This window comes from Geomonas sp. Red276, from assembly GCF_054784495.1.
This window is the reverse complement of the sequence record NZ_BLXW01000001.1, coordinates 34,032-58,382: the sequence shown is the minus strand read 5'-3', so window position 1 is coordinate 58,382 and position 24,351 is coordinate 34,032. Positions and strand designations below refer to the sequence as shown.

Here is a 24,351-nt window from a genome sequence, read left to right as displayed (position 1 = left end):
GTCCAATGACGGTGCCCATCTCCCCTGACATTGGCCTTGTTGTCGCGGCGGTGGTGCTCGATCTGTTGTTGGGCGACCCGCGCGGCCTCCCCCATCCGGTCGTGGGAATCGGGCGGCTGATCTCGTTCCTGGAGGCCCGGCTTAGAAAGGGTTTCAAAAACCTTCGGCTGGCCGGTGTGCTACTCTTGATCGCCACCGTCGGGATCACCTATCTGCTGGCCCTCGCGCTCCTGAAGGCTGCCTTTCTGCTTTCCACGCCCCTAGGCTTCGCGGTAGCCCTTTACCTCTCGTGGGTCTCCCTGGCCGCTCGCTCGCTGCACGTCGAGTCTGCGAAGGTGGCCAAGGCCCTGCGGGGGGGAGATCTGCCCGGGGCGCGGCTGGCGCTCTCCTACATCGTGGGGAGGGAGACGGCGGAGCTCGATGAGCCGGAGGTCGTGCGGGGGGCTGTGGAGACGGTGGCGGAAAACACCGGCGACGGTGTCATCGCGCCGCTCTTCTACCTGATCCTGGGCGGGCCTGCACTGGCCCTGGCCTACAAGGCGGTCAACACGCTCGACTCCATGGTGGGGTACAAGAACGATCGCTACCTTGAATTGGGCTGGGCGTCGGCCCGCTTCGACGACCTCGCCAATTACCTCCCGGCCCGGCTCACCGCGCTTCTCATGGTGGCTGCGGCGCCGCTTTGCGGGTTGAGCGGAAAAGGCGCCTGGCGCATCATGCGCCGGGACAGCCGGAACCACTCGTCGCCCAACAGCGGCTATCCGGAATCGGCGGCGGCCGGAGCCTTGCGGGTCCGGCTGGGAGGGGCCAACCGCTACTTCGGTAAGCTGGTGGAGAAGCCTACCATTGGAGACCCCACCGCGCCCCTTTCGCTTGCCACCTATGCAGGTGTGGTCAGGTTGATGTACAGCAGCGAATTCTTGCTGGTTGCCTTGTGGCTGTTCTTTCGCCAAAGCTACCTTCTCCTTCAGTAGAAGGACACCCCCATCCTCACCGCGACACTCCCCTTGAAGGGGAGGGAGAAGCCCGAAGATAGAGATTAATCAGGTAGGTGTTATGTCCGCTCCTCATGAACATGGAGGCAACGTCTTCGCCATTGCGCGGTCCCTCGGGCTTTCCCCGGAGGAGATACTGGACTTTTCCGCCAGTATCAATCCGCTCGGGATGGCTCCCGGGGTGGCAAGCGCCTTGGCAGCCTCCCTTCCGAAGTTCCTTCACTATCCGGACAAGGGAGCGCTGGAGCTGAAGGAGCGGATTGCCTCCTACCACGGCGTGCCAGTCGAGGAGGTGGCGGTCGGTAACGGCTCCACCGAACTGATCCACCTCATCCCGCGGCTGGTCACGGGGGCCGGGAAGCGTGCTTTGATCGTCGCGCCGGCCTTCGCCGAGTATGCCGCTGCCCTGGAGCGGGCCGGGTGGGAGATCGAATACTTCTATCTCACCAACGAAGACGGCTTCACCCTCGATGCCGCCAAGCTCAAGGACAGGCTTGCCCTCGGCTATGACCTCCTCTTCCTCTGCAATCCGGGCAATCCCACCGGTGTACTCACCTCGCGTGAAACGATAGGAACGGTCATCAGGCTCTGTCGGGCCTGTGGGACCTTTCTTGCTCTCGATGAAGCCTTCATGGATTTCTGCGAGGAGGAGTCGGCCAAGGATCTGGTCCGGGGCGTTCCGGGCGTACTGCTTCTTCGCTCGATGACCAAGTTCTTCGCCATCCCCGGGCTGCGGCTTGGCTACGCCCTGGGGGCCGCGGAGACCATCGCCTCGCTGGCCGGCCTTCAGGATCCCTGGAGCGTCAACACGGCGGCCCAAGTGGCGGGAGTGGCCTCGCTGGGCGATGAGGGTTACCGCGCCCGGACCAGGAAATTGGTCGCCGAGGAACGGGCCTTTTTGGCAGCGGAGCTCGGCCGGCATCCGCAACTGCGGATCTATCACGGCGCTGCCAACTACCTGCTGGCGGAGATTCTCTCCGGTGGCTCCGCGGCGGATCTTCGCCGCCACCTCATGGCACGCGGCATCCTGATCCGGGATTGTGCGAATTTCGAGGGGCTCGATGGGAGGTTCTTCAGGGTGGCGGTCCGGCTGAGAGAGGAAAACTTGAAGCTGCTGGAGGGGATCGAGGGGGGCTTCTAAAACCTCCCTCACCCGGCCTTCGGCCACCCTCTCCCCTGAGGGGGCGAGGGTATATTGTGGAGGGGCTCCGGCCACTCTCCCCTGAGGGGGCGAGGGTATATTGTGGAGGGGCTCCGGCCACTCTCCCCTGAAGGGGCGAGGGGATATTGTGGAGGGGCTCCGGTCACTCTCTCATGAAGGGGCGAGGGGCAATTGTGAGGGCCTTCGGCCATTCTCTCCCGGGGAGGGTAAGACAGCGGGAATAAAAAAGGGAAAGCCCATTGAGCGTGATGCTCTTCGGCTTTCCCTTTTTGTTGCTGACGGTTTGGTGTGGCCTAGTCGGCCATGGTCCGCATCTGCTTGCGGCAGTTCCTGATCCGGTTGATCTCTTCCTTGCAGACATAGCGGACGATGGCATCGCGGTCGCGCTCGTTGATGTGCATGAAGGATAGGCCGGAGCTGACCACCGAGACGCCGTCGCGTTCCAGCACCTCGCTGTGGACTACCTGGGCCACCACCGGGACCACTTTCGGCTCGGTCAGCGGAAGATGGAAGGTGGCGTAGACGATGTCCCCCATGGCCATGGCCATCTCGGTCTCGGTCCTTAACCCCCCGCCGCTGATGTTCACGATCCGCGGGACGCCTCCCTTGCCGGCCACCCGCAGTCCGCCGAACCCGTTCTCCTCGGCGGTGCCGGCTGTCACGTTGAAGAGCACCACCGGGATCTCGGTCCCCAGCCGGAAAAACTCCCGGCTGTCCTCGGGGACCACCGGACCGGCAAAGCCCGCCCTCAGCTCCTCGCTCGAGTCGTCGAGCAGGACCACCTTGCAGCTGTAGCCGTACCCGATGCCTCCGACCCGGACCACCAGCGGGGCCTCGCGGTGGAGCTGCGCGCCAAGGGGTACCTTGTCCCAGCTAAGGCGAAGGCCGATGTGCCCGTCATCCACCGCGGTGACGACGGCGCCGTCGTTGAATACCTTGCCGCCCTCTACGTTCACTTCGACGACAGCACGCTGCCCCGGGTGAAAGTAGTCCCTATAATTGCAGGGTTCCTTTTCCATTTCCCGCCGCCCATCATTGAATTGAATGACAATAAACAAGTCTGCTTGAGTACCGACAGAATGCAAGCGCGAAGCCAACCGCAGCTGCATTCATTAGTGCCATGAAATTGCTAGTGATATACACCTCCTGCGACCTTATTTCAACGAGATATTTCCCGGGGGCGGTTGGTACGTTCCAGGCCCCAGTTATTTCACGGAAATTTCCCCGCCGGCCCCGTCATCTGGCGGACATATATTCCTTGACTTTGCGTCCCCGGTGGCTATGCTAAAAAGAAATCATTTCCATTTAGGAGCGCAGATGGACCAGCGTCACGTCCAGGCTCTCAAACAGGCCGGCATGAAGGCCACCCCCAAGCGGCTCGCCATCCTCGACATGCTGGACGGCGAGAGCTCCTACGCAAGCCCGGAAGAGCTCTGGAAGCGGCTTCGCGACCGCTTCGAGCGGCTCGGGCTCCCCACCGTGTACCGTAACCTCGAGGAGCTGGCGGCCAGCGGGGTGATCACCAAGGTGATCCACCCGAACCGGCAGCTGTATTACTTTTTCTGCGGCAACCGCGAACACCACCATCATTTCGTCTGCCTCAACTGCCGCAAGGTGGAGGACATCCCCTCCTGCGGAATCGAGGCCCTGGAGCGCGAGGTGAGCGGGAAGACGGGGGGGAAGGTCCTCTCGCACATCCTGCAGTTGAACGGGCTGTGCGGCGGGTGCCTGGAAAAGGGAGAGAACAAATGACATCGTCACCGACGCCGCCGGGGAGCGACCAGGTCGTCCTTTCGGTCGAGCACCTTTCGGCGGGCTATCACGGGACCGAGGTGCTGAAGGACATCTCCTTCAGCGTCCGGGCCGGCGACTACATCGGCATCTGCGGCCCCAACGGCTCCGGGAAGAGCACCATGGTCAAGGTCATCCTGGGGCTCCTGCCCCCGATCAAGGGAGAGATCTCCCTCCTGGGGATACCGCGGGGGGCCTTCAAGAACTGGGAGCGGATCGGCTACCTGCCGCAGGGACTCCAGTTTTTCAACCCCCACTTCCCGGCCAAGGTGGAAGAGGTGATCAGGCTCGGCCGCCTCTCCGCCAAGAAGTTCCCCAAGCGCTTCAACCGCGAGGACACCCTGGCCGTCGAGCGGACCATGGAGTGGATGGGGATCTCCGGGATCCGCGGTGCGATGATCGGCGAGTTGTCGGGCGGACTGCGGCAGCGGGTCCTTTTGGCGCGGGCGCTCGTGAACGAGCCGGAGCTGCTGGTCATGGACGAGCCGACCACCGCGCTCGACCCGGAGACCCGGGAGAGCTTCTACAAGCTGATCTTCGAGATGAACCAGGAGAAGAAGTCGACCGTGCTGCTGGTCACCCACGACACCGCCACCATCGGCAAGTACGCCTCCCATCTTCTCTACCTGGACAAGAAGATCATCTTCTACGGGAGTTTCGACGAGTTCTGCAACTCGAGCGAGATGACCGGCTTCTTCGGGGAGCACGGGCAGCACCTGGTCTGCCACCGGCACTAGGCTTTCATCGTCTGCCCACCCTCTTTCTCGGCAGCCAGAGACCTGGGTCGACAGGAACCTGGTGGCGCCTTCCCCACACCCCCTTGCCCCCTCTCCAGGGGAGGGGGTGGCCGGCATATGAGGTTCGCATGGTTTTAACGGAAATGCTCAGCTACGGATTCATGCAGAGGGCCTTGATCGGCGGGTCGCTGATCGCCATTCTCTGCTCGGTGCTCGGGATATTCCTGGTGCTCCGGAGGCTGTCTCTCATTGGCGACGGGCTTGCCCACGTCACCTTCGGGTCGGTGGCGCTGGCGCTCTTTTTCCGTCTCTTCTCGTTCTACATGACGCTCGCCATCATCCCGGTGGTGCTCGCCTCCGCCCTCGGCATCCTCAAGCTGGCGCAGCGGGCGCGCATCTACGGCGACGCGGCCATCGGCATCGTCTCCGCCCTGGGAATCGCCCTCGGTGTCATGCTGGCGAGCCTGTCGGGCGGCTTCAACGTCGATCTCTTCAGCTACCTCTTCGGCAACATCCTTTCCATCAGCCGCGACGAGCTGATCATCGCGGCGGTACTCTTCGCCGTGGTCATCGCCGGCGTACTCGTCTTCTACAACGACCTCTTCGCAAGCACCTTCGACGAGGAGCTCGCCAAGGCCTCCGGGATCGACACCGGCCGGATCAACGCCATCCTGGTGCTGCTGACCGCCCTCACCGTGGTGCTGGCGATGAAGGTGGTCGGCATCATGCTGATCTCGGCGCTCCTGATCCTGCCGGCCGCCACCGCCCTGCAGCTATCCAAGGGGTTCAAGACCGCCATCGTCTGCGCGGCCTGCATCGGGGTCTGCACCGTCATCCTCGGCATCGGGGTCTCCTTCCGAGCCAACCTCCCCACCGGGGCCACCATCGTGCTGGTCAACTTCATCACCTTCATCACCGCCTTTTCGACCCGCTCGCTGATCAGGCACCGGTGAAAGGCGATGACGGGGCAGCGATCCTCCCGAGCGTTTCACGGGAGGCTGCCGGGGAGGACTTCATACGTAACGGGGCTTTTTTCTGTCAACTTTCCGGCCGCACTGCCGAATAGCTGTAGAAGTGGGCTACGCCCGCGCAGGGTTTCCGCCAACGAGGCTAGTACATGAGTGAACCAAACGCGACCAACGACGGCCGGCTTGGCAGGTACTCCGGCTACGACCGGATAACCGGCCTGATCTGTTGGTTGCTCATAGCGCTGGCGTCGTGGTACGCCACCCTTCACCAGCTGGGGCAGCCCAACATCTCGGTGCTCGGGGTCGCCTGCCTCGCGCTTTGCTGTTACCGTGCGGTGGCCGCCAACTTCCTCCCCCGCGGCCAGTTCAAGGGCGCCTTCGACCTTCTCCTTCTCCATCTCTTCGTGGTGACCATCTGCTGGGTGACCGGCAAGTCCGCGAGTCCTTTTCTGCCGGTCCTCTACCTGGTCCTGATGATCACCTCCCTCACCATGGGAACCCGCATCACCTATCTCATGGCCGGCCTCTCCATCGCCTCCTTCACCGTGCTGGCCCTGGTCCAGGGACCCATCGCCGGCGTCGGGCTCATGGAACGGATCGTCGAGCTTTTCCCCTTCGTGATGACCGCCCACCTCGGTGCGCTGATCTCGGGGCAGGCGGAGGCGGCGCGCCTGGAGGTGGAAAAGCTTTCCCTGACCGACGACCTGACCGACCTCCACAACATGCGGAGCTTCGAGACCCTGGCCGGGCAGCAGGAGAAGATCTCCAAGCGTTACGAGCGACCCTACGCCATCTGCATGATCGATTCCGACAACCTGAAGCAGGTCAACGACCGCTACGGGCACCTGGCCGGCACCGCGCTGATCCGCTGGACCGCCCACATCATCACCGAGAACATCCGCGAGTGCGACATTGCCGCCCGTTTCGGCGGGGACGAGTTCATCGTCATGTACGAGGGGCACGACAAGGAGAAGATCCTTCCCGCGGTGGAGAGGATCGTGAGGGCGATGGCCACCTCCCCCTTCACCTTCGAGGGGCACCTGGTGGAGACCACCCTCTCGGCGGGGGTCGCCTCCTTCCCGGATGACGGCTACGACCTGCGGACGGTGATCATGCGGGCGGACCAGGCGATGTACAGCAGCAAGAGGCTCGGGAAAAACCGGGTGACCCTCTTCGACGGGGATGGGGTGGCCAAGCGCGGCTACCCGGGACTACAGATAGGGGGAGAGCAGTTTGGCGGCGCCGTCGCGCAGTTTCGCCGCAAGGCTGCGGCTGTCCATCTCGACGAGGGTGATCTCGCGGGCGGCGGCGAGGGCGGAGGCGCTGCGGGCTTCAAGCACCCGGGCGAAGGCTAGGTCGTAGACCTCCAGGTCGAACTCGAAGTTGAGCCTCAGGCTGCGGGGATCGAGGTTGGCGCTCCCGATCAGGCTCCAGCTGCCGTCCACCACCAGGTACTTGGTGTGCACGAACGGCCCCGGCTGGTAGTAGATCCGCACCCCCTGCTGCAGGAGCTCCCAGAGGTAGGAGCGGCTGGCCCAGTGGACGAAGGGGAGGTTGTTGACCTCCGGCAGCAGGAGCACGATCTCCACCCCCCGCAGTGCCGCGGTGATCAGCGCCGAGACCAGCGCCCGGTCGGGGATGAAGTAAGGGGTGACGATGGTCACCTGGCGCCTCGCGCAGGAGAGCGCACCCAGCACCATCCAGTGCAGTTTCCGGAAGTCCTTGTCCGGCCCGTCACTCACCGCCCTCACCAGCGCGCTCCCCGTCTCGGGGAGCTTCGGAAAGTACTTCTTCCCCGGTAACGACTCCCCTTTCACGAAACGCCAGTCATCCAGGAAGGTGCGCTGCAGGTCCGCCACCGCGGGACCGTCCACCCGGAAATGGAGATCCTTGACGACGGGGGGGCGCCCGGTCACCATGTGGCGGCCGCCGATGTTCATCCCGCCGGTGAAGCCGGTCTTGCCGTCCACCACCAGGATCTTGCGGTGGTTGCGCAGGTTGAGGTATCCCCCCGGACGCAGGGGGAGGAATCGCTCGAACTGGACCCCCGACCCCTTGAGCAGTACCCGCGCGGTCGGGCGGGAATACTTCTCACCGAGACTGTCCACGATCACCCGCACCTCGACCCCGCGGCCGGCCGCCCGGGCCAGCGCATCGGTGAAGCGTCTGCCGGTCTGGTCGCCGTCGAAGATGTAGGTGCTGAGGTGAATAGAGGAGCCGGCGGACTCGATGGCCTCGAGCATGGCGGGGTAGGCCTCCTCGCCGTTTTCCAGCGGGATGATGCTGTTGCCGGTTCTCAGTGCCCTGCTGACCACCCGGTCCGAGAGGCTGCGGAGCTCGTTCAGGTAGCCGATTTCCGCCGGCAGGGGGACGGGGAGCTCGATGCGGTGACGGGGGGGATGGGTGGGGGCCTCCGTCTTCCCATGCCAGCGCCGGGCCCGGCTGTAGATCCGGTTGACCCCGAGCCCCCAGTAGGCGAGCGGGCCGAAGAGCGGGACGGCGAGGCAGGTGACGATCCACCCCAGCGCCGAGCGCGGGTCGCGCTTGTTGATGAGCGCGTGCCCGGCCGACAGCAGGGCCAGCACGGTCAGGCAGAGCTTCATCGTGTAGGAGAGAACCAGTTCCACCCAGCCTCCGGCTCCTCGTGCCGCCGGGGGGTCCGTTCGGCGCGGGGAGCTGTGTCATGCGAAGGGCAACCACCAACCTTTCGGGTTTTGCCTGCAAAAAAGGGGCGGCAAGATGCCGCCCCAGGGATGACTTACTTCGTGCTGCGGTGACGGATACTACAACAGCGCAAACGGCTCGGCCCGTTTGGTCCAGTCGCTTTGGGGGAACTCGCTTTTGAGCTGCTGGTAGGTCTCCTTCAGGGTGGCGGCGGTCTGGCTGGTCTTGAAGCGGGACACGCCGCGGAGGTAGATGGCCTCGGGGGCAGCCGCGCTGGTGGGGTACCCGTTCATCAAGGTGTTGAACTGAAGCACCGCCTCGTTGTGCTGGCCCTTGTCGAGGGCCGTTTTGCCGATACCCAAGAGCAGCCAGGCCACCATCTCGTCGGGGGGGAGGTAGCCGACCGTCCTTTGGTGCTCCCGGCCGTAGAAGTCGAGCACCACCAGGGTCGGGGTCCATACTACGTTGAAATCTGCCGACAGGGTGCTGGTCCCGGCCGCGGCGTGAATGGGGACCATCCTGTCGGTCAGGAAGTTTGCTACCGACTGGTTGGGGAACGTCACCTCTTCCATCTGCTGGCATCCGATGCATTCAGGACTGAAGAAGTCGAGCAGGATGCATTTCTGTTCGGCTTTTCCCCGCGCCAGAGCCTTCGACATCTCGCTTTCCCAAGGGATCATTGGCAGCCTCCATGAACATCCTTTTCAGTAAATAAAGGTTAGCCGCGCTTTTATCTATGTCAAGTGCCCTAACGGCTTGCAGTTTTAGGCAGAATGCATATAATCAACGGTCATCTGTCGACTTGCCCAAAACAAAGGATCACCCTCTTGTCCAATAAAAATCCTCGCCGCGCAGCCTTTGACATACTTGTGAGAATCGAACGCGAGAGGTCGTTCGCGGACATTCTTTTGGACCACGAGCTCACTCACGGGATGATCACGGGAGCCGACCGCGGTCTCCTTACCGAACTCGTCTACGGTGTCTTGAGACGGCAGGCGACCCTGGATCATATCATCAGCCAGTTCTCCAAACAGCGTCCCCACAAGCTCGAGCTTGTGGTGCGGCTCCTTTTGAGACTGGGGCTGTACCAGTGCTTCTATCTCGACCGCGTCCCGGTGTCGGCGGCGGTGAACGAGACGGTCAACCTGGCCAAGCAGATCGTTCCCCGCGCCTCGGGATTCATCAACGCCGTGCTGAGAAACGCCGACCGCGGCCGCGACGCCATCGTCTACCCCGACCGCGAGACCGATCCCGCCCAATACCTGGCGATCCGCTATTCCCATCCGGCCTGGCTCACCGCGCAGTGGCTCAGGCAGCTGGGCGAGGAGGCCGAACCGCTGGCGGCCGCCATGGCCGAGCCTCCCCCGATCACCGTGCGGGCCAACCGGCTCAGGATCTCGCGGGACGGGCTCATCAAGAGACTCGTGGGGGAAGGGGTCGCTGCCGGCGCCACCACCTGGTCCCCCGACGGCGTCCGGCTCTCCCACGCCGGGGCGGTCACCCGGCTCGCCTCCTTCCAGGAGGGGCTCTTCACGGTGCAGGACGAGTCCTCCCAGCTGGCTCCCATCTTCCTCGACCCCAAGGAGGGGGAGCGGATCCTGGATGCCTGCGCGGCCCCCGGCGGGAAGACCACCCAGATCGCCCAGCTGATCGGCGACCGGGGGGAGATCCTCGCCTGCGACGTGAGCCAGAAGAAGCTCAAGCTGATCCGGGAGACCTGCGACCGGCTGGGGATCACCTCGGTGCGCACCTTCTCGATGGACGCCACCGCCCCCTCGGCGGCCCTGGGGGATCTCCGCTTCCGGAAGATCCTGGTGGACGCCCCCTGCTCGGGGCTCGGGGTGATCAGGCGCAACCCGGAGGGGAAGTGGTGGAAGTCGCCGGCCGATCTCCCGCAGCTCGCCGCCACCCAGCTGGCCATCCTGGAAAACCTCTCCGGGTACCTGGAGGCGGGCGGGACCCTGGTCTACGCCACCTGCTCCACCACCGTGGAGGAGAACGAGGAGGTCCTCGACCGCTTCCTGGAGCGGCATCCCGAGTTCGTCGTCGAGGATCTGCGGACCCTGTTCCCCTCCCTGTCACCCCTTTTCACCGAGCGCGGGTTCTTCAGGAGCTGGCCGCATCGTGACGGCATGGACGGCTTCTTCGCGGGCCGCCTCAAGAAAATCCAGTAGGAGATACCATGAAAAAGATAGCCCCTTCCATTCTCTCGGCCGACTTCGCCCGCCTGGGCGAGGAGGTCGCCGCCATCGAGGCGGGTGGCGCCGATTACGTGCATGTCGACGTCATGGACGGCCACTTCGTCCCCAACATCACCATCGGGCCGCTGGTGGTCGATGCGGTGCGCAAGGTCACCAGCCTCCCGCTGGACGTCCACCTCATGATCTCCCAGCCGGACCTCTACATCGAGTCCTTCGCCAAGGCCGGTGCCGACATCATCGTGGTCCACGCCGAGGCGACCGTGCATCTCCACCGCACCGTGCAGCTGATCAAGTCCTTCGGCAAGCGGGCGGGGGTCTCGCTCAACCCGGCCACCCCGCTCACCGCCCTCGACTACATCCTCGAGGACCTGGACCTGGTGCTCCTGATGACGGTCAACCCCGGCTTCGGCGGGCAGTCCTTCATCGAGAACTGCATTCCCAAGATCCAGGCACTGCGCGCCATGTTGGACAAGCGGGGTGTGGAGGCCGAACTGGAGGTGGACGGCGGGGTCAAGACCGACAACATCGCCCGCATCGCCCATGCCGGTGCCGACGTCTTCGTGGCCGGGAGCGCGGTCTTCAACAGCCCCGACTACGCCGCCACCATCTCCGAGCTGAAGAGGCGGGCCAAGGAGCCGGTTCTCTGATCCACGGGGGGGAAACCGCGCCGGGGGGCGCCATGGGAGAGATGCTCGCCATGAAGGAGAAGATCCGCTCCGTGCTTGCCGGACGGCAGCGGATTCCGATGGCGCCGGGGCCGGTCCCCGCCGCCGTGCTGGTCCCCCTGTTCGAAAAAGACGGCGAGTTCCATCTCCTCTTCACCAAGAGAACGCCCCACCTCACCCACCACAGCGGCGAGATCTCCTTCCCGGGAGGGCGCTGCGACCCCGGCGACCGGGACAGCACCGACACCGCGCTTCGCGAGGCCTGGGAAGAGGTCGGCATCCGTCCCGCCGACGTGGAGATCCTCGGCGAGCTCGACGACTGCCATTCCATCCACAACTACCTGGTGACCCCGGTGGTCGGGGTCTTCCCCGCCGGCTACCAGCTGACGGTCAACGACGCCGAGATCGAGCGGCTGATCGTGGTGCCGTTGTCGCACCTCAGCAGGCCCGAATACTTCCGGGCCGAGTGCTGGCCCTGGCGCGGGAAGCGGCACGCGGTCTACTTCTACCAGTACGGGGATGACGAGATCTGGGGATTGACGGCGAGGATCCTGAAGCAGTTCCTGGATCTTTTGGAGGGAAGGGAGCCGGCCCTGGACATCGAGTGCAGCGAGCCGGACGAGTTCGAGGACCAACCGGCGGAGTAGGAAGTGCCGGTAAGCGGAAGCACACCACATATTGCTAAAGTAAGGGCGACGTTAAGCTAGGTGACGTCGACTTTTGCTTAAACAAGACCTTCAGTAGCCTAGAGTACCTGCCGCGCACCTCACGCACCCCGCGTTTCCAGCCAGGGAAGGCACGGCCTCCGCCGGTGAGCGCCCCGCCTTTCGTATCCATCCCTGACCTTTAGCCGCCAGCCCCTCGCATTACCTTCCGGAAGGCCACCTTTGGGCCGGAAAGGGAGCGCCGTCTTCATGAGGCGTTCCCGTTAGCTTAACTGCGGTCATGTTTTGCTTAACCGCGACCGGCTTTAAGCAAAAGTTGACCTGCTTTTGCTTAGGTGTAGGCGACTTCGGCTTAACTGCGGCCGGCTCCGGCTTAACTGCGGCCGGCATCGGCTTACGTACGACCGTCTTCGGCTTACGTACGACCGTCTTCGGCTTACGTACGACCGGCTCCGGCTTAAACCTGACGGTTTCGGTTTAGACGTAGGTCGCGTTGAGGAACGAAACGCGACATCTTCCACCGGTAGCGGTGATTGTCGCTACGGTGGGTGGTCAGGCGGGGGGCACTATCGACTTGCAGATGCCGGCCAGCGGACACCCTTCGCACAAAGGCGTTTTCCGGCAGTGCCTTTTGCACTGCTCCACGATGAGGGCGTGGTACTCGTTGAACAGCTGCACCTGGTGCGGGAGGCTCCCCATGAACAGCGAGCGGACCTCCTCGTAATCCGCCGTCTCCTCCACCACGCCCAGCCTCGAGAAAACCCGCTTGGTGTAGGCGTCCACCACGAAAGACGGCTTCTCTCCCGCGTAAAGAAGAATGGAGTCGCAGGTTTCCCTCCCGATTCCCCTCACCTCGAGCAGCTCTTCCCGCAAACGTTTCCAGTCCCCCTCGAACATCTTCTCCAGGGTACCGTAACGCCCGATGATCCAGGCGACGAGCTCCTTCAGCCGCACGCTCTTCACGTTGAAGAAGCCGGAGGGGCGGATCAGGTCGGCGAGCCGCTGGTGGTCGATCTCGGCGATCGCCTCCAGGGAGAGGACGCCGGCGTGCTTTAGGTTGAAGATGGCTTTCTCGACGTTTCCCCAGTTGGTGTTCTGGGTGAGGACCGCGCCGACGCAGACCTCGAAGGGGGTGTCGGCGGGCCACCAGTCGAGCGGTCCGTAGGCTTTCAGGAGGAGGTCGAAGACCTCCATGAGAAGGGATGGTTGAGCGGGGTACTGCCGGGACATCGTTCTCAGTCGAGCTTCTCCAGTTCGTCGGCCATGAACTCCCGGGAGTAGCGGACATAGTTGCCGGCCGAGCGGGAGAGCCAGGCGATCTCTTCCGGGGTGAGGTCCCGCTTGTACTTGGCGGGGGACCCCATCCAGAGGGTGTGCGGAGGGATGACGGTCCCCTCGGTGACCAGCGCGCGGGCGCCGACCAGGGCCCCTTTGCCGACCACCGCCTTGTCCATCACCATCGCCTGCATCCCGATGAAGGCGCCGTCCTCGATGGTGCAGCCGTGCAGGGTGACGCTGTGGCCGATGGTCACGTCGTTGCCGATCACGAGCGGGGCGCCCGGATCGTCGGCGTGCTTTTTGTGGGTCACGTGGAGCATGGAGAGATCCTGCACGTTGGTCCGGTCGCCGATGCGGATGAAGTTCACGTCCCCGCGCAGTACGCAGTTGTACCAGATGCTCGATTCCTTGCCGATGGAGACCTCGCCGATGACGACCGCCCCTTCGGCAACGAAGGCGGTTTCATCTATCTGGGGCTTCATCCCCTTGAACGAACGGATCATGCGCTTTAACTCCTGACGAAATGCTCCTTGCCGGAGCTCATGGTTTTTCTGGAGGGAACTCGGGTGAGGATGGAGCCCCTCGATGGGGGCTTCCCTTTAGTCCCGGGGGATGGCCAGCATCCGGTCCAGCGCCCGTTTGGCCGGAACCCTGATCTCCTCGGGGACCTTCACCACCGGCTGCATGGTCTGGAGGGCTTCCAGGATGTCTTCCAGGGAGGTGAGCTTCATGTTCGGGCAGATCAGCGCCGGGGAGGCCAGGATGAACTCCTTGTCCGGGTTGTCGATCCTGAGCCGGTAGAGGATCCCCGCCTCGGTCCCGATGATGAAGCGCTTGGCGCTGCTCTGCTTGCAGTAGTCGTACATCCCGGTGGTGGAGCAGACGTGGTCGGCAAGGGCCACCACGGCGGGGTTGCACTCGGGGTGGCAGATGAAGAGGGCGTCGGGGTTGTTCTTCTTGAGCTCCTTGACCACCTCGGGCTTGAGCCGCTCGTGGGTGGGGCAGTACCCCTCCCAGAGGTGGAAATTCTTGTCGATGAAGCCGGAGACGTACCCGCCGAGGTTCTTGTCGGGGGCGAAGATCAGCTCGTCCTCGGAAAGCGAGCGGACCACCTTCACCGCGTTGGCCGAGGTGCAGCAGATGTCGCTTTCGGCCTTGACCGCCGCCGAGGAGTTCACGTAGGTGACCACCGGGACCCCCGGGAGCTTCGCCTTCAGGACCTTGAGATCCTCCACCGATACCATGTCGGCCATCGGGCAGCCGGCATCGAGCCGGGGGAGGAGCACGGTCTTGTGGGGGGAGAGGATGGAGGCCGATTCGGCCATGAAGTGGACTCCGCAAAAGACGATGACGTCGGCGTCGGTCTTGGCTGCCTCGATGGAGAGTCCCAGGGAGTCACCGGTGATGTCGGCGATTTCCTGCACCTCGTCCCGCATGTAATTATGGGCCAGGAGCACGGCGTTGCGCTCCTTGAGTAGCTGTCTGATTTCGGATTTGATGGACTGCTGCGTCATGTCTGTCACCGCCAGAGACTGCTTTTCTTGAGGAGTAATAGGGGTAATCGGACCGATAGTAGACAATGTTTACAATCATGTCAAACCCTTTGAGCCGTAATGTATGCAAGCTTGACACCGTTCGGCAAAACCTCTATTATTTCTGTAAATTTTTTTCATCCCGGGCGGCTTTGCCAGGGTGACAGCGAGGTAGAAAGTATGTTCGGAATCGGTATGCCTGAACTCATAATCATCATGGTCATCGCACTCATTGTGCTGGGCCCTCAGAAACTACCCGACCTGGCCAAATCCCTCGGGAAGGGGCTCGCCGAGTTCAAGAAGGCGACCGACGACTTCAAGCACAGCATCGACGCCGAAGCGAGAAGCGCCGAGGAGAAGGAGCAGCAGGCGGCGCTGGCCGAGTCCAAGGCCCAGGCCGAGAAGGAGAAGATGGAGATGGCCGAGCGCGTCAGCGGCGAGGCCAAGGAGCCGGAGCCGGCCAAGGTCGAGGCCGAAAAGAAGAGCGTCTAAGGGCGCGGTTTGAGATTGGCAACCAAGAGGCGGGCACCTGACCCGCCTCTTTTATTTAGCGCACCCGCCGCCTTGACCGGCACCGCAGGTGCGGTACCGTTTTAGCATCCCGTTCGGGTGGCTCCCCATTACTCCCGGCAGCACCGAGGCAAGGCTCATGGTCGACTGGCCCTGGAAAAAAACACCGAAGGTTCTGGAATACCGCGACAACGACCAGGCGTTCGCCCAGGCCTGCAGCGAGGGGTACCTCCCGCTGATAGGGGCGCTGATCCCGGCGCTGGTCGAGGAGGATGGGGGGCTCGGGCCGGACGGGGAGAGGACCTTCCGGATCAGGGTCGCCGATTCGGCGGGAGGGAAAAGCATCTGGAGCTGTACGCTGAAGGAGTCGCGCTCCTTTCCCTGCCCCGGGGACTTCGTCGGCTTCCGGATCGTCACCATCGCCTCCGACCTGCCGGATGAGGCGAGCCTGATCGGCTACATCGCGTGCAAGTTGCAGCCGGTCTTCGTGACGGGGAAAGGTTGGCGGGTGGGGGAGAGCTATACGCCGAAGGACATCAAGCAGGATATCCATCTCTGACGCGGGACGGTTTCCTCCTCGCCCCCTGACCGCGGGGAGGGCAGTGGACCGCAACCAGGGAAAAACGGAAGGCCGCCTCTAAGGGCGGCCTTTTCATTTTGGGACGGATGCAATAGGGCGGGCGGCTTACTGGTCGCTGATGATGAGGTCCACCGGCAAAGGGTCGCTCTCCCAGGTCACTTGCGGATACAGTTTCTTGTCGAGCTTGAGGTACGTCCCGTCCACCCCCGACTCCGCCCACCAGCACTCGTTCCCCTTGGTGGGGATCTTGTCGAAGAGGTAGAGATCGCCGTTTTTGTCTCTGGCCAGGTACATGGTCACTCCTTACGCTATGGGTCGTGATGATGGTCGGGAAGGGAACGCCTACTTGATGGAGTGCAGCTTCTCCTTGGCAACCTTCGCCTCGTCCGACTTCGGGAACTCCTCGATCAGCTTGCGGTAGACGTAGACGGCGCTCTTGGGATCCCCCATCTCCTTGAAGGCCATCCCCTGCTTGAGCATGGCGGCGGGGACCTTGTCCCGGTTGTCGGGGAAGTTGTTGATGACCTCCTGGAATTCCAGCACCGCCTGGTCGTAGTTCTTGTCGGAGTAGTAGGTCTCGCCGAGCCAGTAGTGGGCGTTGGCGGCCAGCCGGTGTTTCGGGTAGCTCTCCAGGAACTTCCCGAAGCCCTCCCGCGCCTTGGCCATGTCTCCACGCTTGTAGGCATCCTGGGCCTGCTGGTAGAGCCACTCCGGAGTCTGCTGGGCGAGCGCCGCCTTCTTCTGCTGTTCGGCCAGTCCCGCCTCCATCTTGGCCATGCGGTCCTCCAGGGCGGCCAGCCGCTTGTTGAGGTCGTCCTTCAAGAGGGCGATGTCGTCGGCGGGCTTTTGGGCCAGGATGCGGACGTCGTCGATCTTGCCGGTCAGCACCTGCATGTCGACCCGGGAGCTGTCCAGGGTTGCCTGCAGGTCCGCGGCGCTCTTTCTGATGGTCTCCATGTCCTTCTGGTAGCCCCCCACGTCCTTTTGCAGGGCCTCCAGCGATTTGCGGTTGGTGGCCAGCGACTTCTCGATCCCCTCCTTCACATCGCCGCGTACCTCGTTGAGCCCCTTCTCCATGGCGAAGATGCGGTTCTTCATCTCGTCGTTGTCCCGGCGCAGGACGTCGACGTCGGCCTTGGAGGCGCAGCCGAACAGGGCGAGTGCGATGAGCGAGGTTGCTGCTACCCTCAGTGCTTGCATGGGTGGATCTCCTTGAACGTGTATCGCGCCAAGAAAAAGGGAGCCGGTCGGCTCCCTTTCCCAGCGGCATCTGCCCTACTTGGCTATGACGAAATCGTCTCTTCTGTTCTTGGCCCAGGCGGCCTCGTCGTGCCCCTGGTCTACCGGCTTCTCCTCGCCGTAGCTGATGACCGTGATGCGGTCGGGGGCGATCCCCAGGTTCACCAGGTAATCCTTGGCGGACTTGGCGCGCCGTTCGCCGAGCGCCATGTTGTACTCGTCGGAGCCGCGCTCGTCGCAGTTACCCTCGATCCTGATCTTCATGCCGGGGTTTTTGTTGAGAATCTCGGCATTCTTGGAGAGGGCGTCGCGGGTCTCGGCGGAAAGATCGGAGGAGTCGAAGGCAAAGTAGACGGTCTTCAGGTCCATCCGCATCTCGCCGGCGGCCTGCCCGGCTTCCCCGGCAGCTGCCTGCTCCCGGGCGACGGTCTTCGGCGCCTCGCTGCTGACCGGGGCCTCGGCCGCGGGGGTCTCGGCGACCTGCGGGGCCTGCTCAGGCGGCTTGGGCGTCGGCTTCACCTGCTCGACGGCCTTCGGCTGCTCGGCCGGTGCCGGGGTTACGGGTGCTGCCTGGGCCGCGGGGGCCTCCTCAGGCTTGACCACATCCTTTTTGGCGCATCCACCGCACAGAAGGGCGCCGGCGAAGATGAAAACGACGGTTCCGATGATCCTGTTGCGCATTGCCCACTCCTTTTTGATGAATTGATATGTGCAGACCGTGTGGTCTTCACGAAAACGATAATGAATTATAGCGATCTTTGCGTTGTAATCAACGTCAATTTAATGTCAAATCACCACCCGGTGGACCAGGTGGGGTGGGAGTCCGGCCCGCGTCCACGGGAGATGCGGGTCTGGCCGCTGCCGTCGGCCCGCATGAGGTAGATGGCCTCGCCACCGTCTCGGGTGGAGCTGAAGACGATGAAGCGGCCGTCGGGCGACCAGCGGGGATGCTCGTTGCTTCCCGAGGTGGTGAGCTCGGTGTCCTGGGTGCCGTCCGGGTTGATGGCGTAGATCTGGAAGCCCCCCGGGACCTGGCGGGCATAGGCGATCCGGTCCCCCTTGGGAGACCAGCGCGGCGTCACGTTGTAGGCCCCCTCGGTGGTGAGCCTCCGCACGTTGCCGCCGTCGGAATCCATGATGAAGAGCTGCGGCTTGCCGAGGCGGTCGGATACGAAGACGAGCTTCTTGCCGTCCGGCGACCAGGCCGGCGAGACGTCGATGGCGGGGTTGCGGGTCAGGCGGGCGAGCTCCTTGCCGTCACGGCTGATCAGGTAGATTTCTGCGTTGCCATCCTTGCTCATCACCTCGGCGATCTTGCTGCCGTCCGGGGAGTAGGTTCCCTGGGCGTTGATTCCGGGGCGGGCCGATATCCTCGCTTCGGCGCCGGTGTAGATCTCACGCCGGTAGAGGTCGGGGTTCCCCTTCTTGTACGAGGTGTAGACGATCTCGCGTCCGGAGGGGGAGAAGTCGGGATTGATGTTGATGGAGCCGTTGTTGGTGAGGCGCTGGGGGTGAAAGCCGTCGTAATCCATCACGAAGATCTCCTTGTTCCCCGAGACCTTGGTGACGTAGGCGATCTTGCCGGTGAAGGGTCCTTTCTCCCCGGTCAGCGCCCGGAGGACCTCGTCGGAAAAGGCGTGCCCCATGCGGCGCAGCTCCTTGATGGACCCGCTGTAGCGCTTGGCGGTCAGCTCCCGGTTGAGGACCTGGTCGAGGAGGCGGCACTCGATGACGAGCGAGTTGCCGTCGACGGCGTAGGCGCTTTTTAGGAGCAGGGGCGCGCCCGGTGCGGCCTGGCCGGCGGTGGTGACATCGAAGAGCCCCGCCAGCCCGAGGTCGAGGCTGAAGAGCTCCGACAGCTCCTTGGCCACCTCGGGGGAGGCGGGGCCGGAGAGGGTGGTGGAGGGGGCCAGCACCAGCTGGGGTTTCCCCGATACCGGGGCGGCGATGTCTAAGTAGGTCTGCCCGCTGCAAAGGCCGGGAAGAAGGAGCAGTATCGATATCAGCAGAAGCTTCTTGATCATTTGGCTGTAACCTCTTCGGGCCGGAAGTGGAGCTCGTACCTGAACTGCTGCCCGCTGGGCGGGGGCTTGAGCGATCTTCCGGCCACGGTGACGGCGCGGGTGACGGCGTCGTCGAAGACCCGGTCTCCCGAAGGCTTGGTCACCCGGAATTCGGCGACCTTCCCGTCGGTGCCGATGGTGATGATGGCGATCAAAAGCGGCGACCTGGTCTCCTTGGCCATCTCCCTGGTCAGGGCGTCTTTGAGGCGGGACTGGATGTAGGAGGCGTAGTCGCTCCCGGCCTGGGTTCCGCGGGCGCCCGGCATCCCGGTCCTGGCGTTCTTCCTCAGCCGGGCCAGCACGTCGGCCTGGCGGCGGTCTTCGGCCTGGCGCTCGAGTTTGGCCATGCGCTCGTTGAACGCGCGGGCGTCCTCCTGGCTCTCGCCGGGAGAGGTCTGCTGCGGTTTCACCTTGGTGCTCGGCACCGCGGTTTGGCCTCTGGAGCTGCTGGCAGGTTTATTGGCCGGAAGGGCCATGGCCGCCGGGGGGGGCTTGGGCGCGGCGGGCGCTGGCGGAGTCGGTGCCTTGGACGCCGCAGGGGTGGCCGGAGCCGGCATCCCGCTTTGCGGCGAGGCTACCGGCAGGGTGACCATGTCGACGTAGGTGACCGGCTGCTCCTGGGGCTGGAAGATGGGAAGCAGGTCGCCGAAGATCATCAGGAGACCGACGGCCAGGTGAAGCGCGAAGGAGATGGCGAACATCCCTCCGGGGCCGGGGTATCGGTTTTTGAACCGCTGTGTCATCGCCGCTCGGGGGACTCCGTTACCATGCCGAGCCGCTCGACGCCCGCTCCCTTGATCTGGGCCATGACCCGCACCACCTCGCCGTAGGGAACGGCCTGATCGGCCTTCAGGAAGACCTCGCGCTTCTCGCGGCCGGCCAGCATGGTGTTCAGCTTATCCTTGAGTTGCTCGACGTCGACCGCGTTGCTGTTGATGAAGGTCCTGCCGGTCTTCTCTATCGAGACGACGATGGTGTCTTCCTTGGGGGCGAGCGACTTGGTCTCCGCCTTGGGGAGGTTCACCTGGACACCCTGCTGCATCATGGGGGCGGTGACCATGAAGATCACGAGCAGCACCAGCATGACGTCGACCAGCGGGGTGACGTTGATCTGGGACATGGTGCTGCGGTTGTCGTTTCTGTTGCCGAACTCCATGGATTATCTCCCCGCGAAGTTACGCTGAACGATGTTGAGGAATTCGGTGGAGAAGCTGTCCATCTCCGAGATCAGCACCCTGATCCTCTGCTGGAAATGGTTGTACCCCATGACGGCCGGGATGGCGGCTACCAGGCCGATGGCGGTGGCGATGAGCGCCTCGGCGATGCCCGGGGCGACGACCGCCAGCGAGGCGGAGCCGGACTGGCCGATGTTCTGGAAGGCGGACATGATCCCCCAGACGGTGCCGAACAGGCCGATGAAGGGGGCGGTGGAGCCGGTGGTGGCGAGGAAGGTCAGGTACTTCTCCAGCCGGGTGATCTCGGAGGTGGTGGCGCGGCGAAGGGCGCGGGAGATGTTCTCGATCCCCCCGAGGTCGGTGCTGATCACGTTGGGATCGGCCTTTTGCTCAACCTTTTCCTGGAGCCTCCTCAGCTCGGCGTACCCTTCCTTGAAAAGGACGGTGAGCGGGGAGTTCTCGAAGCGGTCGAGCTGCGACCCGATGGTGTCGAACCGCTTGGACTTCCAGAAGAACTCCAGGAAGCGCTCGCTGGCGCCGTTGGCGCGGTAGATCTGCAAGAGTTTGTAGAAGATGATGCCCCAGGAGACCACGGAGAAGTACAAAAGCACGATCAGGACGAGTTTTACGACCAGGCCGGTCGAGGCAAGCATACCCAAGGAAGGATACCTCCGCTGAAGTTATTGGTTAACGAGAAAAAATATGCCTTACCACCGTTGAAGTCAACAGGAAAGCTCTGCGAGCGTCGCCGGCTTCAGTAGCAATCGGGGCGGCGGTCCCGGAAGCAGGTGATGCTCTGGCGCCAGGCGGTCACTTCGGCCGGGTCGAGGGTCGCCACCGCCTCCCCGCATGCGTATCCGGCGTCGGCCAGGATCTCTCCCTTCGGTCCGAAGATCAGGCTCCGCCCGAAGAAGTCGAGCTTTCCCACCACCCCGCAGGCGTTGGCGGAGAGGACGAAGAGCTGGTTCTCGATGGCGCGGGCCTTGAGGAGCGTGTACCAGTGCTCCTCGCGCGGCTTGGGCCACTCGCCGGGGACCACGATCAGGTCGGCGTCTGCGAGGGCGAGCTTGCGGGAGAGCTCGGGGAACCTCAGGTCGTAGCAGATGATCACCCCGACCTTGCCGATGCTGGTATCGGCCACCAGCACCGAGTCCCCGGCGTCGAGGGAGCGGTCCTCACCCATCAGGGAGAAGAGGTGGAGCTTGCGGTAGCTTCCCGCCAGCCGGCCGCGGTCGACCACGTAGGCGGTGTTGTACACCTTCTCGCCGTGGGGCTCCGGCAGGCTCCCCACGATGACCATGGAGAGCTCGCGGGAGAGCTCCTCGAGCCGGGAAACCAGCTCGGGGGTGCGCTGGGCCAGGGCGTTAAGCTCACGGTAGGCGAAGCCGCAGCTCCACATCTCCGGGAGGACGGCGAGCTCCACCCCCTGGGCGGCCAGGCGCCTGAGCGCTTCGGTGGCCTTGGTGACGTTGGCATCGATGTCGCCCAGCGCGATGGTGAACTGTACCACGCCGGCCTTGATCGCTTTTTCCATGATCCCTCCAAATCGAGCATTGACGGACATTCGGACGCAAGCTCGCAGTGTAATATACTGCCAGACGGTATTTCAAGTGAGATATGCGCCCCTTAGCCGCTTTTAGGTGACAGCGGCGAGCCCTATCTGCTAGAAATGAGAGTGCTCCCGCCGGTGAAAGGTTGCCTTAGGCGGGGAAGGAGTGTTTTTCCCGTCATGAGAACCGGCATCTATCTTCATTATCCGTTCTGCGTCCGGAAGTGCCTCTACTGCGATTTCGCCTCCACCGCCTCTTCGCCGGTCACTCCTAAGGCCTACGTGAAGGGGGTGCTCGCCGAGATGGAGCTTAGGCGGCGCGGCGTGGACGGCCCGGTGCAGGCTTCCACCCTCTACCTGGGGGGAGGGACCCCCTCGCTGATGGGGCCGGAGCTGGTAGCGGGGCTGGTGGAAGGGGTGGAGCGGCTCTTCGGCCTGGAGCGGGATGCCGAGGTCACCATCGAGGCCAACCCCGGGACCCTGACACCGGAAAAGCTCTCCGGCTACCGGGCGGCGGGAGTGAACCGGCTCTCCCTCGGGGTGCAGTCCTTCGACGACCGTTACCTCGAAAAGCTCGGGAGGATCCACACCGCCGCCGACGCGGTGGAGGGGTTCGCGGCGGCGCGGCGGGCGGGCTTTGCCAACCTGAGTATCGATCTCATGCACTCGCTCCCCGGCCAGAGCCTGGAGGAGTGGCGCGTCTCCCTCGACCGGGCCATCGCGCTCGCGCCCGAGCACATCTCCGCCTACGCCCTCTCCGTCGAGGAGGGGACCCCCTTTGCCGCCATGAAGGAGGCGGGGAAGCTCCCGCTGCCGGAAGAGGAGCTCGCCGTCGCCATGTTCGAGGAGACGGTAACGAGGCTCGCTAAGGCGGGGTACCTTCACTACGAGATCTCCAACTTCGCCCGCCCAGGCTGCGCCTCCCGGCATAACGGCGCCTACTGGCGGCGGGAGAGCTACCTCGGTTTCGGGGCCGGGGCGCACTCCTTCCTGAACCCGCGTCTTAAAGATGGACCGGCGCGTCCGGCCGCGGCTGACCGCCTTCGTCCCCTCCCCCCTCCCCCGGAGGGAGGGGCCGAGGGGTTTGGGGAAGCCTGCCCGCGGCATTGGGGGCGGCGCTGGAAGAACGCAGCCGATCTTTCCGCCTACCTGGAATCGGTCGCCGCCGGCTCCCTTCCCGAGGAGGATGTCGAACTGCTGACCCTCGATGATGCCGTTTCCGAGGCCTTCTTCCTCGGGCTGCGGGTGCTGGACGGTATCGACCTGGCGGAGTTACGGACTCTCTACGGGGAAAATCCCCTGGAGCGGCACCTGGCGGAGGTGGCTCGGCTGGAGAACGCCGGCCTTCTGCTGCGCGACGGCGAGCGTGTCCGCCTCTCCCCGCCCACCGTGCTGATCGCCAACTCCGTCTTCGCCCGTTTCCTTTAGCTAGGTTCCCCCCTTGACAAAGCCCAACCCCGTTGCTACCTTAAGCTCGTTAGCACTCGATCACTCGGAGTGCTAATCTGCATTGTGGGGTGTTCAAAATGGCAGATCAGCTTTCGGATCGTGGCAAAAGGATATTAGAGGCGGTAATCGAGGATTACATCGCGACCGCCGAGCCCGTTGGAAGCAGGACCATCACGCGCAGCCACGCCTTGGCCCTTTCGCCCGCCACCGTGCGCAACGTGATGTCGGACCTCGAGGAGATGGGCCTTCTCGCCTCTCCCCACACCTCGGCCGGCCGGATCCCCACCGAAAAGGCCTACCGGCTGTACGTCAACTCCATCCTCGAGGTGAAGAACATCACCCGGGACAAGAAGGACGAGATCCGCCGCCGCTGCCAGATGGCCGGCAAGGACCCCGCCCAGGTGCTCAAGGAAACCAGCCGGCTCCTCTCCACCACCTCGAGCTACATGGGGGTGGTGATGGCGCCGCGCCCGGCTTCCAGCGTGTTTCACCAGATCGAGTTCGTAAAGCTCCCGGGAAAGCGGGTGCTGGCCATCCTGATCGCCAAGAACGGGACCGTGCAGAACCGGCTGGTCCAGGTCGATGAGGACATCCGCCAGGAAGACCTGGTCCGCATGGCCAACTACCTGAACGACCAGTTGCAGGGGCTCACCATCGCCCAGGTGCGCGAGCGGATCCTCAACGAGATGAAAAGCGAGAAGGTCCGTTACGACTCGCTGATGGCCCGGGCGCTGACCCTCTCGGAGCAGACCATAAGCTCCGACAGCCCCGAGCTCTTCCTGGAAGGGCAGGCCAACATCCTCGACCAGCCGGAGTTCTCCGACGCCGGCCGGATGCGCGAGATCTTCCGGGCCTTCGAGAAGAAGAGCCTGCTCCTCGACCTCCTCGACCGCGCCATGCAGGCGGACGGGGTGCAGATTTTCATCGGCTCCGAATCCCATCTCCTCAAGATGGAAGGGATGAGCCTCATCACCTCCACCTACATGACCGGCAAGGACACGGTCGGCGTCTTGGGGGTGATCGGCCCCACCCGGATGGGGTACGGAAGGGTGATACCGATTGTCGATTACACGGCCAAATTGATAAGCCGCCTGCTGGAGACCGAGTAGGGCGGGAAAAGGAGAGGTA

The 24,351-nt window shown here is 63.8% G+C and carries 26 protein-coding genes and 1 pseudogene; 13 read left to right on the top strand and 14 right to left on the bottom strand.

The features are described from left to right. The first annotated feature begins 5 nt into the window (after nt 1-5). Both cbiB and cobD read left to right on the top strand, forming a co-directional pair. Entirely contained in the window at nt 6-974 is a 969-nt protein-coding gene (gene cbiB, locus ACYVL5_RS00285) for a CobD/CbiB family cobalamin biosynthesis protein (RefSeq protein ID WP_460593541.1), read from the top strand. An 82-nt stretch (nt 975-1,056) separates the two neighbouring features. Further along, complete coding sequence (gene cobD, locus ACYVL5_RS00280) at nt 1,057-2,136, top strand: pyridoxal phosphate-dependent aminotransferase (RefSeq protein WP_460593540.1); 1,080 nt, start codon at nt 1,057-1,059, stop codon at nt 2,134-2,136. A 314-nt stretch (nt 2,137-2,450) separates the two neighbouring features. Here the strand turns inward: cobD and ACYVL5_RS00275 are convergent, their stop codons facing one another. Further along, nucleotides 2,451-3,176: a PilZ-like domain-containing protein gene (locus ACYVL5_RS00275; protein WP_460593539.1), complete on the bottom strand. Its 726-nt coding sequence runs from the start codon at nt 3,174-3,176 to the stop codon at nt 2,451-2,453. Between the two features lie 298 nt (nt 3,177-3,474). Between ACYVL5_RS00275 and ACYVL5_RS00270 the strand changes: the two genes are divergently transcribed. The 4 genes and pseudogenes from ACYVL5_RS00270 to ACYVL5_RS00255 form a co-directional block, all read left to right on the top strand. Beyond that, nucleotides 3,475-3,909 carry a Fur family transcriptional regulator gene (locus tag ACYVL5_RS00270; protein ID WP_460593538.1) on the top strand — a complete coding sequence of 145 codons (435 nt, stop codon included), beginning with the start codon at nt 3,475-3,477 and terminating at the stop codon, nt 3,907-3,909. Next, on the top strand, nt 3,906-4,685 hold the full coding sequence (locus tag ACYVL5_RS00265; RefSeq protein WP_460593537.1) for a metal ABC transporter ATP-binding protein: 780 nt from the start codon (nt 3,906-3,908) through the stop codon (nt 4,683-4,685). Before ACYVL5_RS00270 ends, ACYVL5_RS00265 begins: the two co-directional genes overlap by 4 nt. 128 nt (nt 4,686-4,813) lie before the next feature. Continuing rightward, a complete protein-coding gene (locus tag ACYVL5_RS00260) occupies nt 4,814-5,638 on the top strand; it encodes a metal ABC transporter permease (protein WP_460593536.1) in 825 nt (274 codons plus the stop codon). 164 nt (nt 5,639-5,802) lie between these two features. Further along, nucleotides 5,803-6,813, top strand: a pseudogene (locus tag ACYVL5_RS00255) (GGDEF domain-containing protein); the annotation flags it as partial. Between the two features lie 51 nt (nt 6,814-6,864). Here the strand turns inward: ACYVL5_RS00255 and cls are convergent. Together cls and ACYVL5_RS00245 are read right to left on the bottom strand one after the other, a co-directional pair. Further along, nucleotides 6,865-8,256 carry a cardiolipin synthase gene (gene cls / locus ACYVL5_RS00250; protein WP_460593873.1) on the bottom strand — a complete coding sequence of 464 codons (1,392 nt, stop codon included), beginning with the start codon at nt 8,254-8,256 and terminating at the stop codon, nt 6,865-6,867. Between the two features lie 180 nt (nt 8,257-8,436). Next, the gene (locus tag ACYVL5_RS00245; protein ID WP_460593535.1) at nt 8,437-8,997 is read right to left on the bottom strand and encodes a thioredoxin fold domain-containing protein; all 561 of its coding nucleotides are present in this window, start codon (nt 8,995-8,997) and stop codon (nt 8,437-8,439) included. Nucleotides 8,998-9,186: 189 nt separating this feature from the next. Between ACYVL5_RS00245 and rsmB the strand changes: the two genes are divergently transcribed. From rsmB to ACYVL5_RS00230, 3 genes are read left to right on the top strand one after another with little or no spacing between them, the layout of a single operon-like run. Then, on the top strand, nt 9,187-10,491 hold the full coding sequence (gene rsmB / locus ACYVL5_RS00240; RefSeq protein WP_460593534.1) for an RsmB family protein: 1,305 nt from the start codon (nt 9,187-9,189) through the stop codon (nt 10,489-10,491). Nucleotides 10,492-10,499: 8 nt separating this feature from the next. After that, on the top strand, nt 10,500-11,165 hold the full coding sequence (gene rpe, locus ACYVL5_RS00235; RefSeq protein ID WP_460593533.1) for a ribulose-phosphate 3-epimerase: 666 nt from the start codon (nt 10,500-10,502) through the stop codon (nt 11,163-11,165). A gap of 32 nt (nt 11,166-11,197) precedes the next feature. Further along, nucleotides 11,198-11,830, top strand: a complete 633-nt coding sequence (locus tag ACYVL5_RS00230; RefSeq protein WP_460593532.1) for an NUDIX hydrolase — start codon at nt 11,198-11,200, stop codon at nt 11,828-11,830. A 570-nt stretch (nt 11,831-12,400) separates the two neighbouring features. Here the strand turns inward: ACYVL5_RS00230 and ACYVL5_RS00225 are convergent. From ACYVL5_RS00225 to nadA, 3 genes are all read right to left on the bottom strand, one after another. Continuing rightward, entirely contained in the window at nt 12,401-13,078 is a 678-nt protein-coding gene (locus ACYVL5_RS00225) for an endonuclease III domain-containing protein (RefSeq protein WP_460593531.1), read from the bottom strand. A 5-nt stretch (nt 13,079-13,083) separates the two neighbouring features. Beyond that, nucleotides 13,084-13,629 (bottom strand): gamma carbonic anhydrase family protein, encoded by a 546-nt coding sequence (locus tag ACYVL5_RS00220; protein WP_460593530.1) that lies wholly within the window; start codon nt 13,627-13,629, stop codon nt 13,084-13,086. A gap of 96 nt (nt 13,630-13,725) precedes the next feature. Then, nucleotides 13,726-14,640: a quinolinate synthase NadA gene (nadA, locus tag ACYVL5_RS00215; RefSeq protein ID WP_460593529.1), complete on the bottom strand. Its 915-nt coding sequence runs from the start codon at nt 14,638-14,640 to the stop codon at nt 13,726-13,728. A 213-nt stretch (nt 14,641-14,853) separates the two neighbouring features. Here nadA and ACYVL5_RS00210 point away from each other — a divergent pair, with 213 nt between their 5' ends. Both ACYVL5_RS00210 and ACYVL5_RS00205 read left to right on the top strand, forming a co-directional pair. Next, complete coding sequence (locus ACYVL5_RS00210; protein ID WP_460593528.1) at nt 14,854-15,150, top strand: twin-arginine translocase TatA/TatE family subunit; 297 nt, start codon at nt 14,854-14,856, stop codon at nt 15,148-15,150. 88 nt (nt 15,151-15,238) lie between these two features. Further along, nucleotides 15,239-15,727, top strand: coding sequence for a hypothetical protein (locus ACYVL5_RS00205; protein ID WP_460593527.1), 489 nt, complete (start codon nt 15,239-15,241; stop codon nt 15,725-15,727). 126 nt (nt 15,728-15,853) lie between these two features. Here ACYVL5_RS00205 and ACYVL5_RS00200 read toward each other — a convergent pair whose 3' ends face one another. From ACYVL5_RS00200 to ACYVL5_RS00165, 8 genes are all read right to left on the bottom strand, one after another. After that, on the bottom strand, nt 15,854-16,042 hold the full coding sequence (locus tag ACYVL5_RS00200; protein ID WP_460593526.1) for a hypothetical protein: 189 nt from the start codon (nt 16,040-16,042) through the stop codon (nt 15,854-15,856). A gap of 48 nt (nt 16,043-16,090) precedes the next feature. Continuing rightward, on the bottom strand, nt 16,091-16,948 hold the full coding sequence (gene ybgF / locus ACYVL5_RS00195) for a tol-pal system protein YbgF (RefSeq protein WP_460593525.1): 858 nt from the start codon (nt 16,946-16,948) through the stop codon (nt 16,091-16,093). 75 nt (nt 16,949-17,023) lie between these two features. After that, the gene (gene pal, locus ACYVL5_RS00190; RefSeq protein WP_460593524.1) at nt 17,024-17,668 is read right to left on the bottom strand and encodes a peptidoglycan-associated lipoprotein; all 645 of its coding nucleotides are present in this window, start codon (nt 17,666-17,668) and stop codon (nt 17,024-17,026) included. A gap of 110 nt (nt 17,669-17,778) precedes the next feature. Then, nucleotides 17,779-19,011: a Tol-Pal system protein TolB gene (gene tolB, locus ACYVL5_RS00185; RefSeq protein WP_460593523.1), complete on the bottom strand. Its 1,233-nt coding sequence runs from the start codon at nt 19,009-19,011 to the stop codon at nt 17,779-17,781. After that, nucleotides 19,008-19,793: a TonB family protein gene (locus ACYVL5_RS00180; RefSeq protein WP_460593522.1), complete on the bottom strand. Its 786-nt coding sequence runs from the start codon at nt 19,791-19,793 to the stop codon at nt 19,008-19,010. The genes tolB and ACYVL5_RS00180 overlap by 4 nt, the downstream gene beginning before the upstream one ends. Next, nucleotides 19,790-20,206 carry an ExbD/TolR family protein gene (gene tolR / locus ACYVL5_RS00175; RefSeq protein WP_460593521.1) on the bottom strand — a complete coding sequence of 139 codons (417 nt, stop codon included), beginning with the start codon at nt 20,204-20,206 and terminating at the stop codon, nt 19,790-19,792. Before tolR ends, ACYVL5_RS00180 begins: the two co-directional genes overlap by 4 nt. A gap of 3 nt (nt 20,207-20,209) precedes the next feature. Then, a complete protein-coding gene (gene tolQ, locus ACYVL5_RS00170; protein WP_460593520.1) occupies nt 20,210-20,884 on the bottom strand; it encodes a MotA/TolQ/ExbB proton channel family protein in 675 nt (224 codons plus the stop codon). A gap of 95 nt (nt 20,885-20,979) precedes the next feature. Further along, complete coding sequence (locus ACYVL5_RS00165; RefSeq protein ID WP_460593519.1) at nt 20,980-21,759, bottom strand: carbon-nitrogen family hydrolase; 780 nt, start codon at nt 21,757-21,759, stop codon at nt 20,980-20,982. Between the two features lie 195 nt (nt 21,760-21,954). On the opposite strand from ACYVL5_RS00165, the gene hemW reads away from it, so the two are divergent. Both hemW and hrcA read left to right on the top strand, forming a co-directional pair. Further along, on the top strand, nt 21,955-23,202 hold the full coding sequence (gene hemW / locus ACYVL5_RS00160; protein WP_460593518.1) for a coproporphyrinogen-III oxidase family protein: 1,248 nt from the start codon (nt 21,955-21,957) through the stop codon (nt 23,200-23,202). Between the two features lie 98 nt (nt 23,203-23,300). Continuing rightward, nucleotides 23,301-24,332 (top strand): HrcA family transcriptional regulator, encoded by a 1,032-nt coding sequence (gene hrcA / locus ACYVL5_RS00155; RefSeq protein ID WP_460593517.1) that lies wholly within the window; start codon nt 23,301-23,303, stop codon nt 24,330-24,332. Nucleotides 24,333-24,351 lie beyond the last annotated feature (19 nt).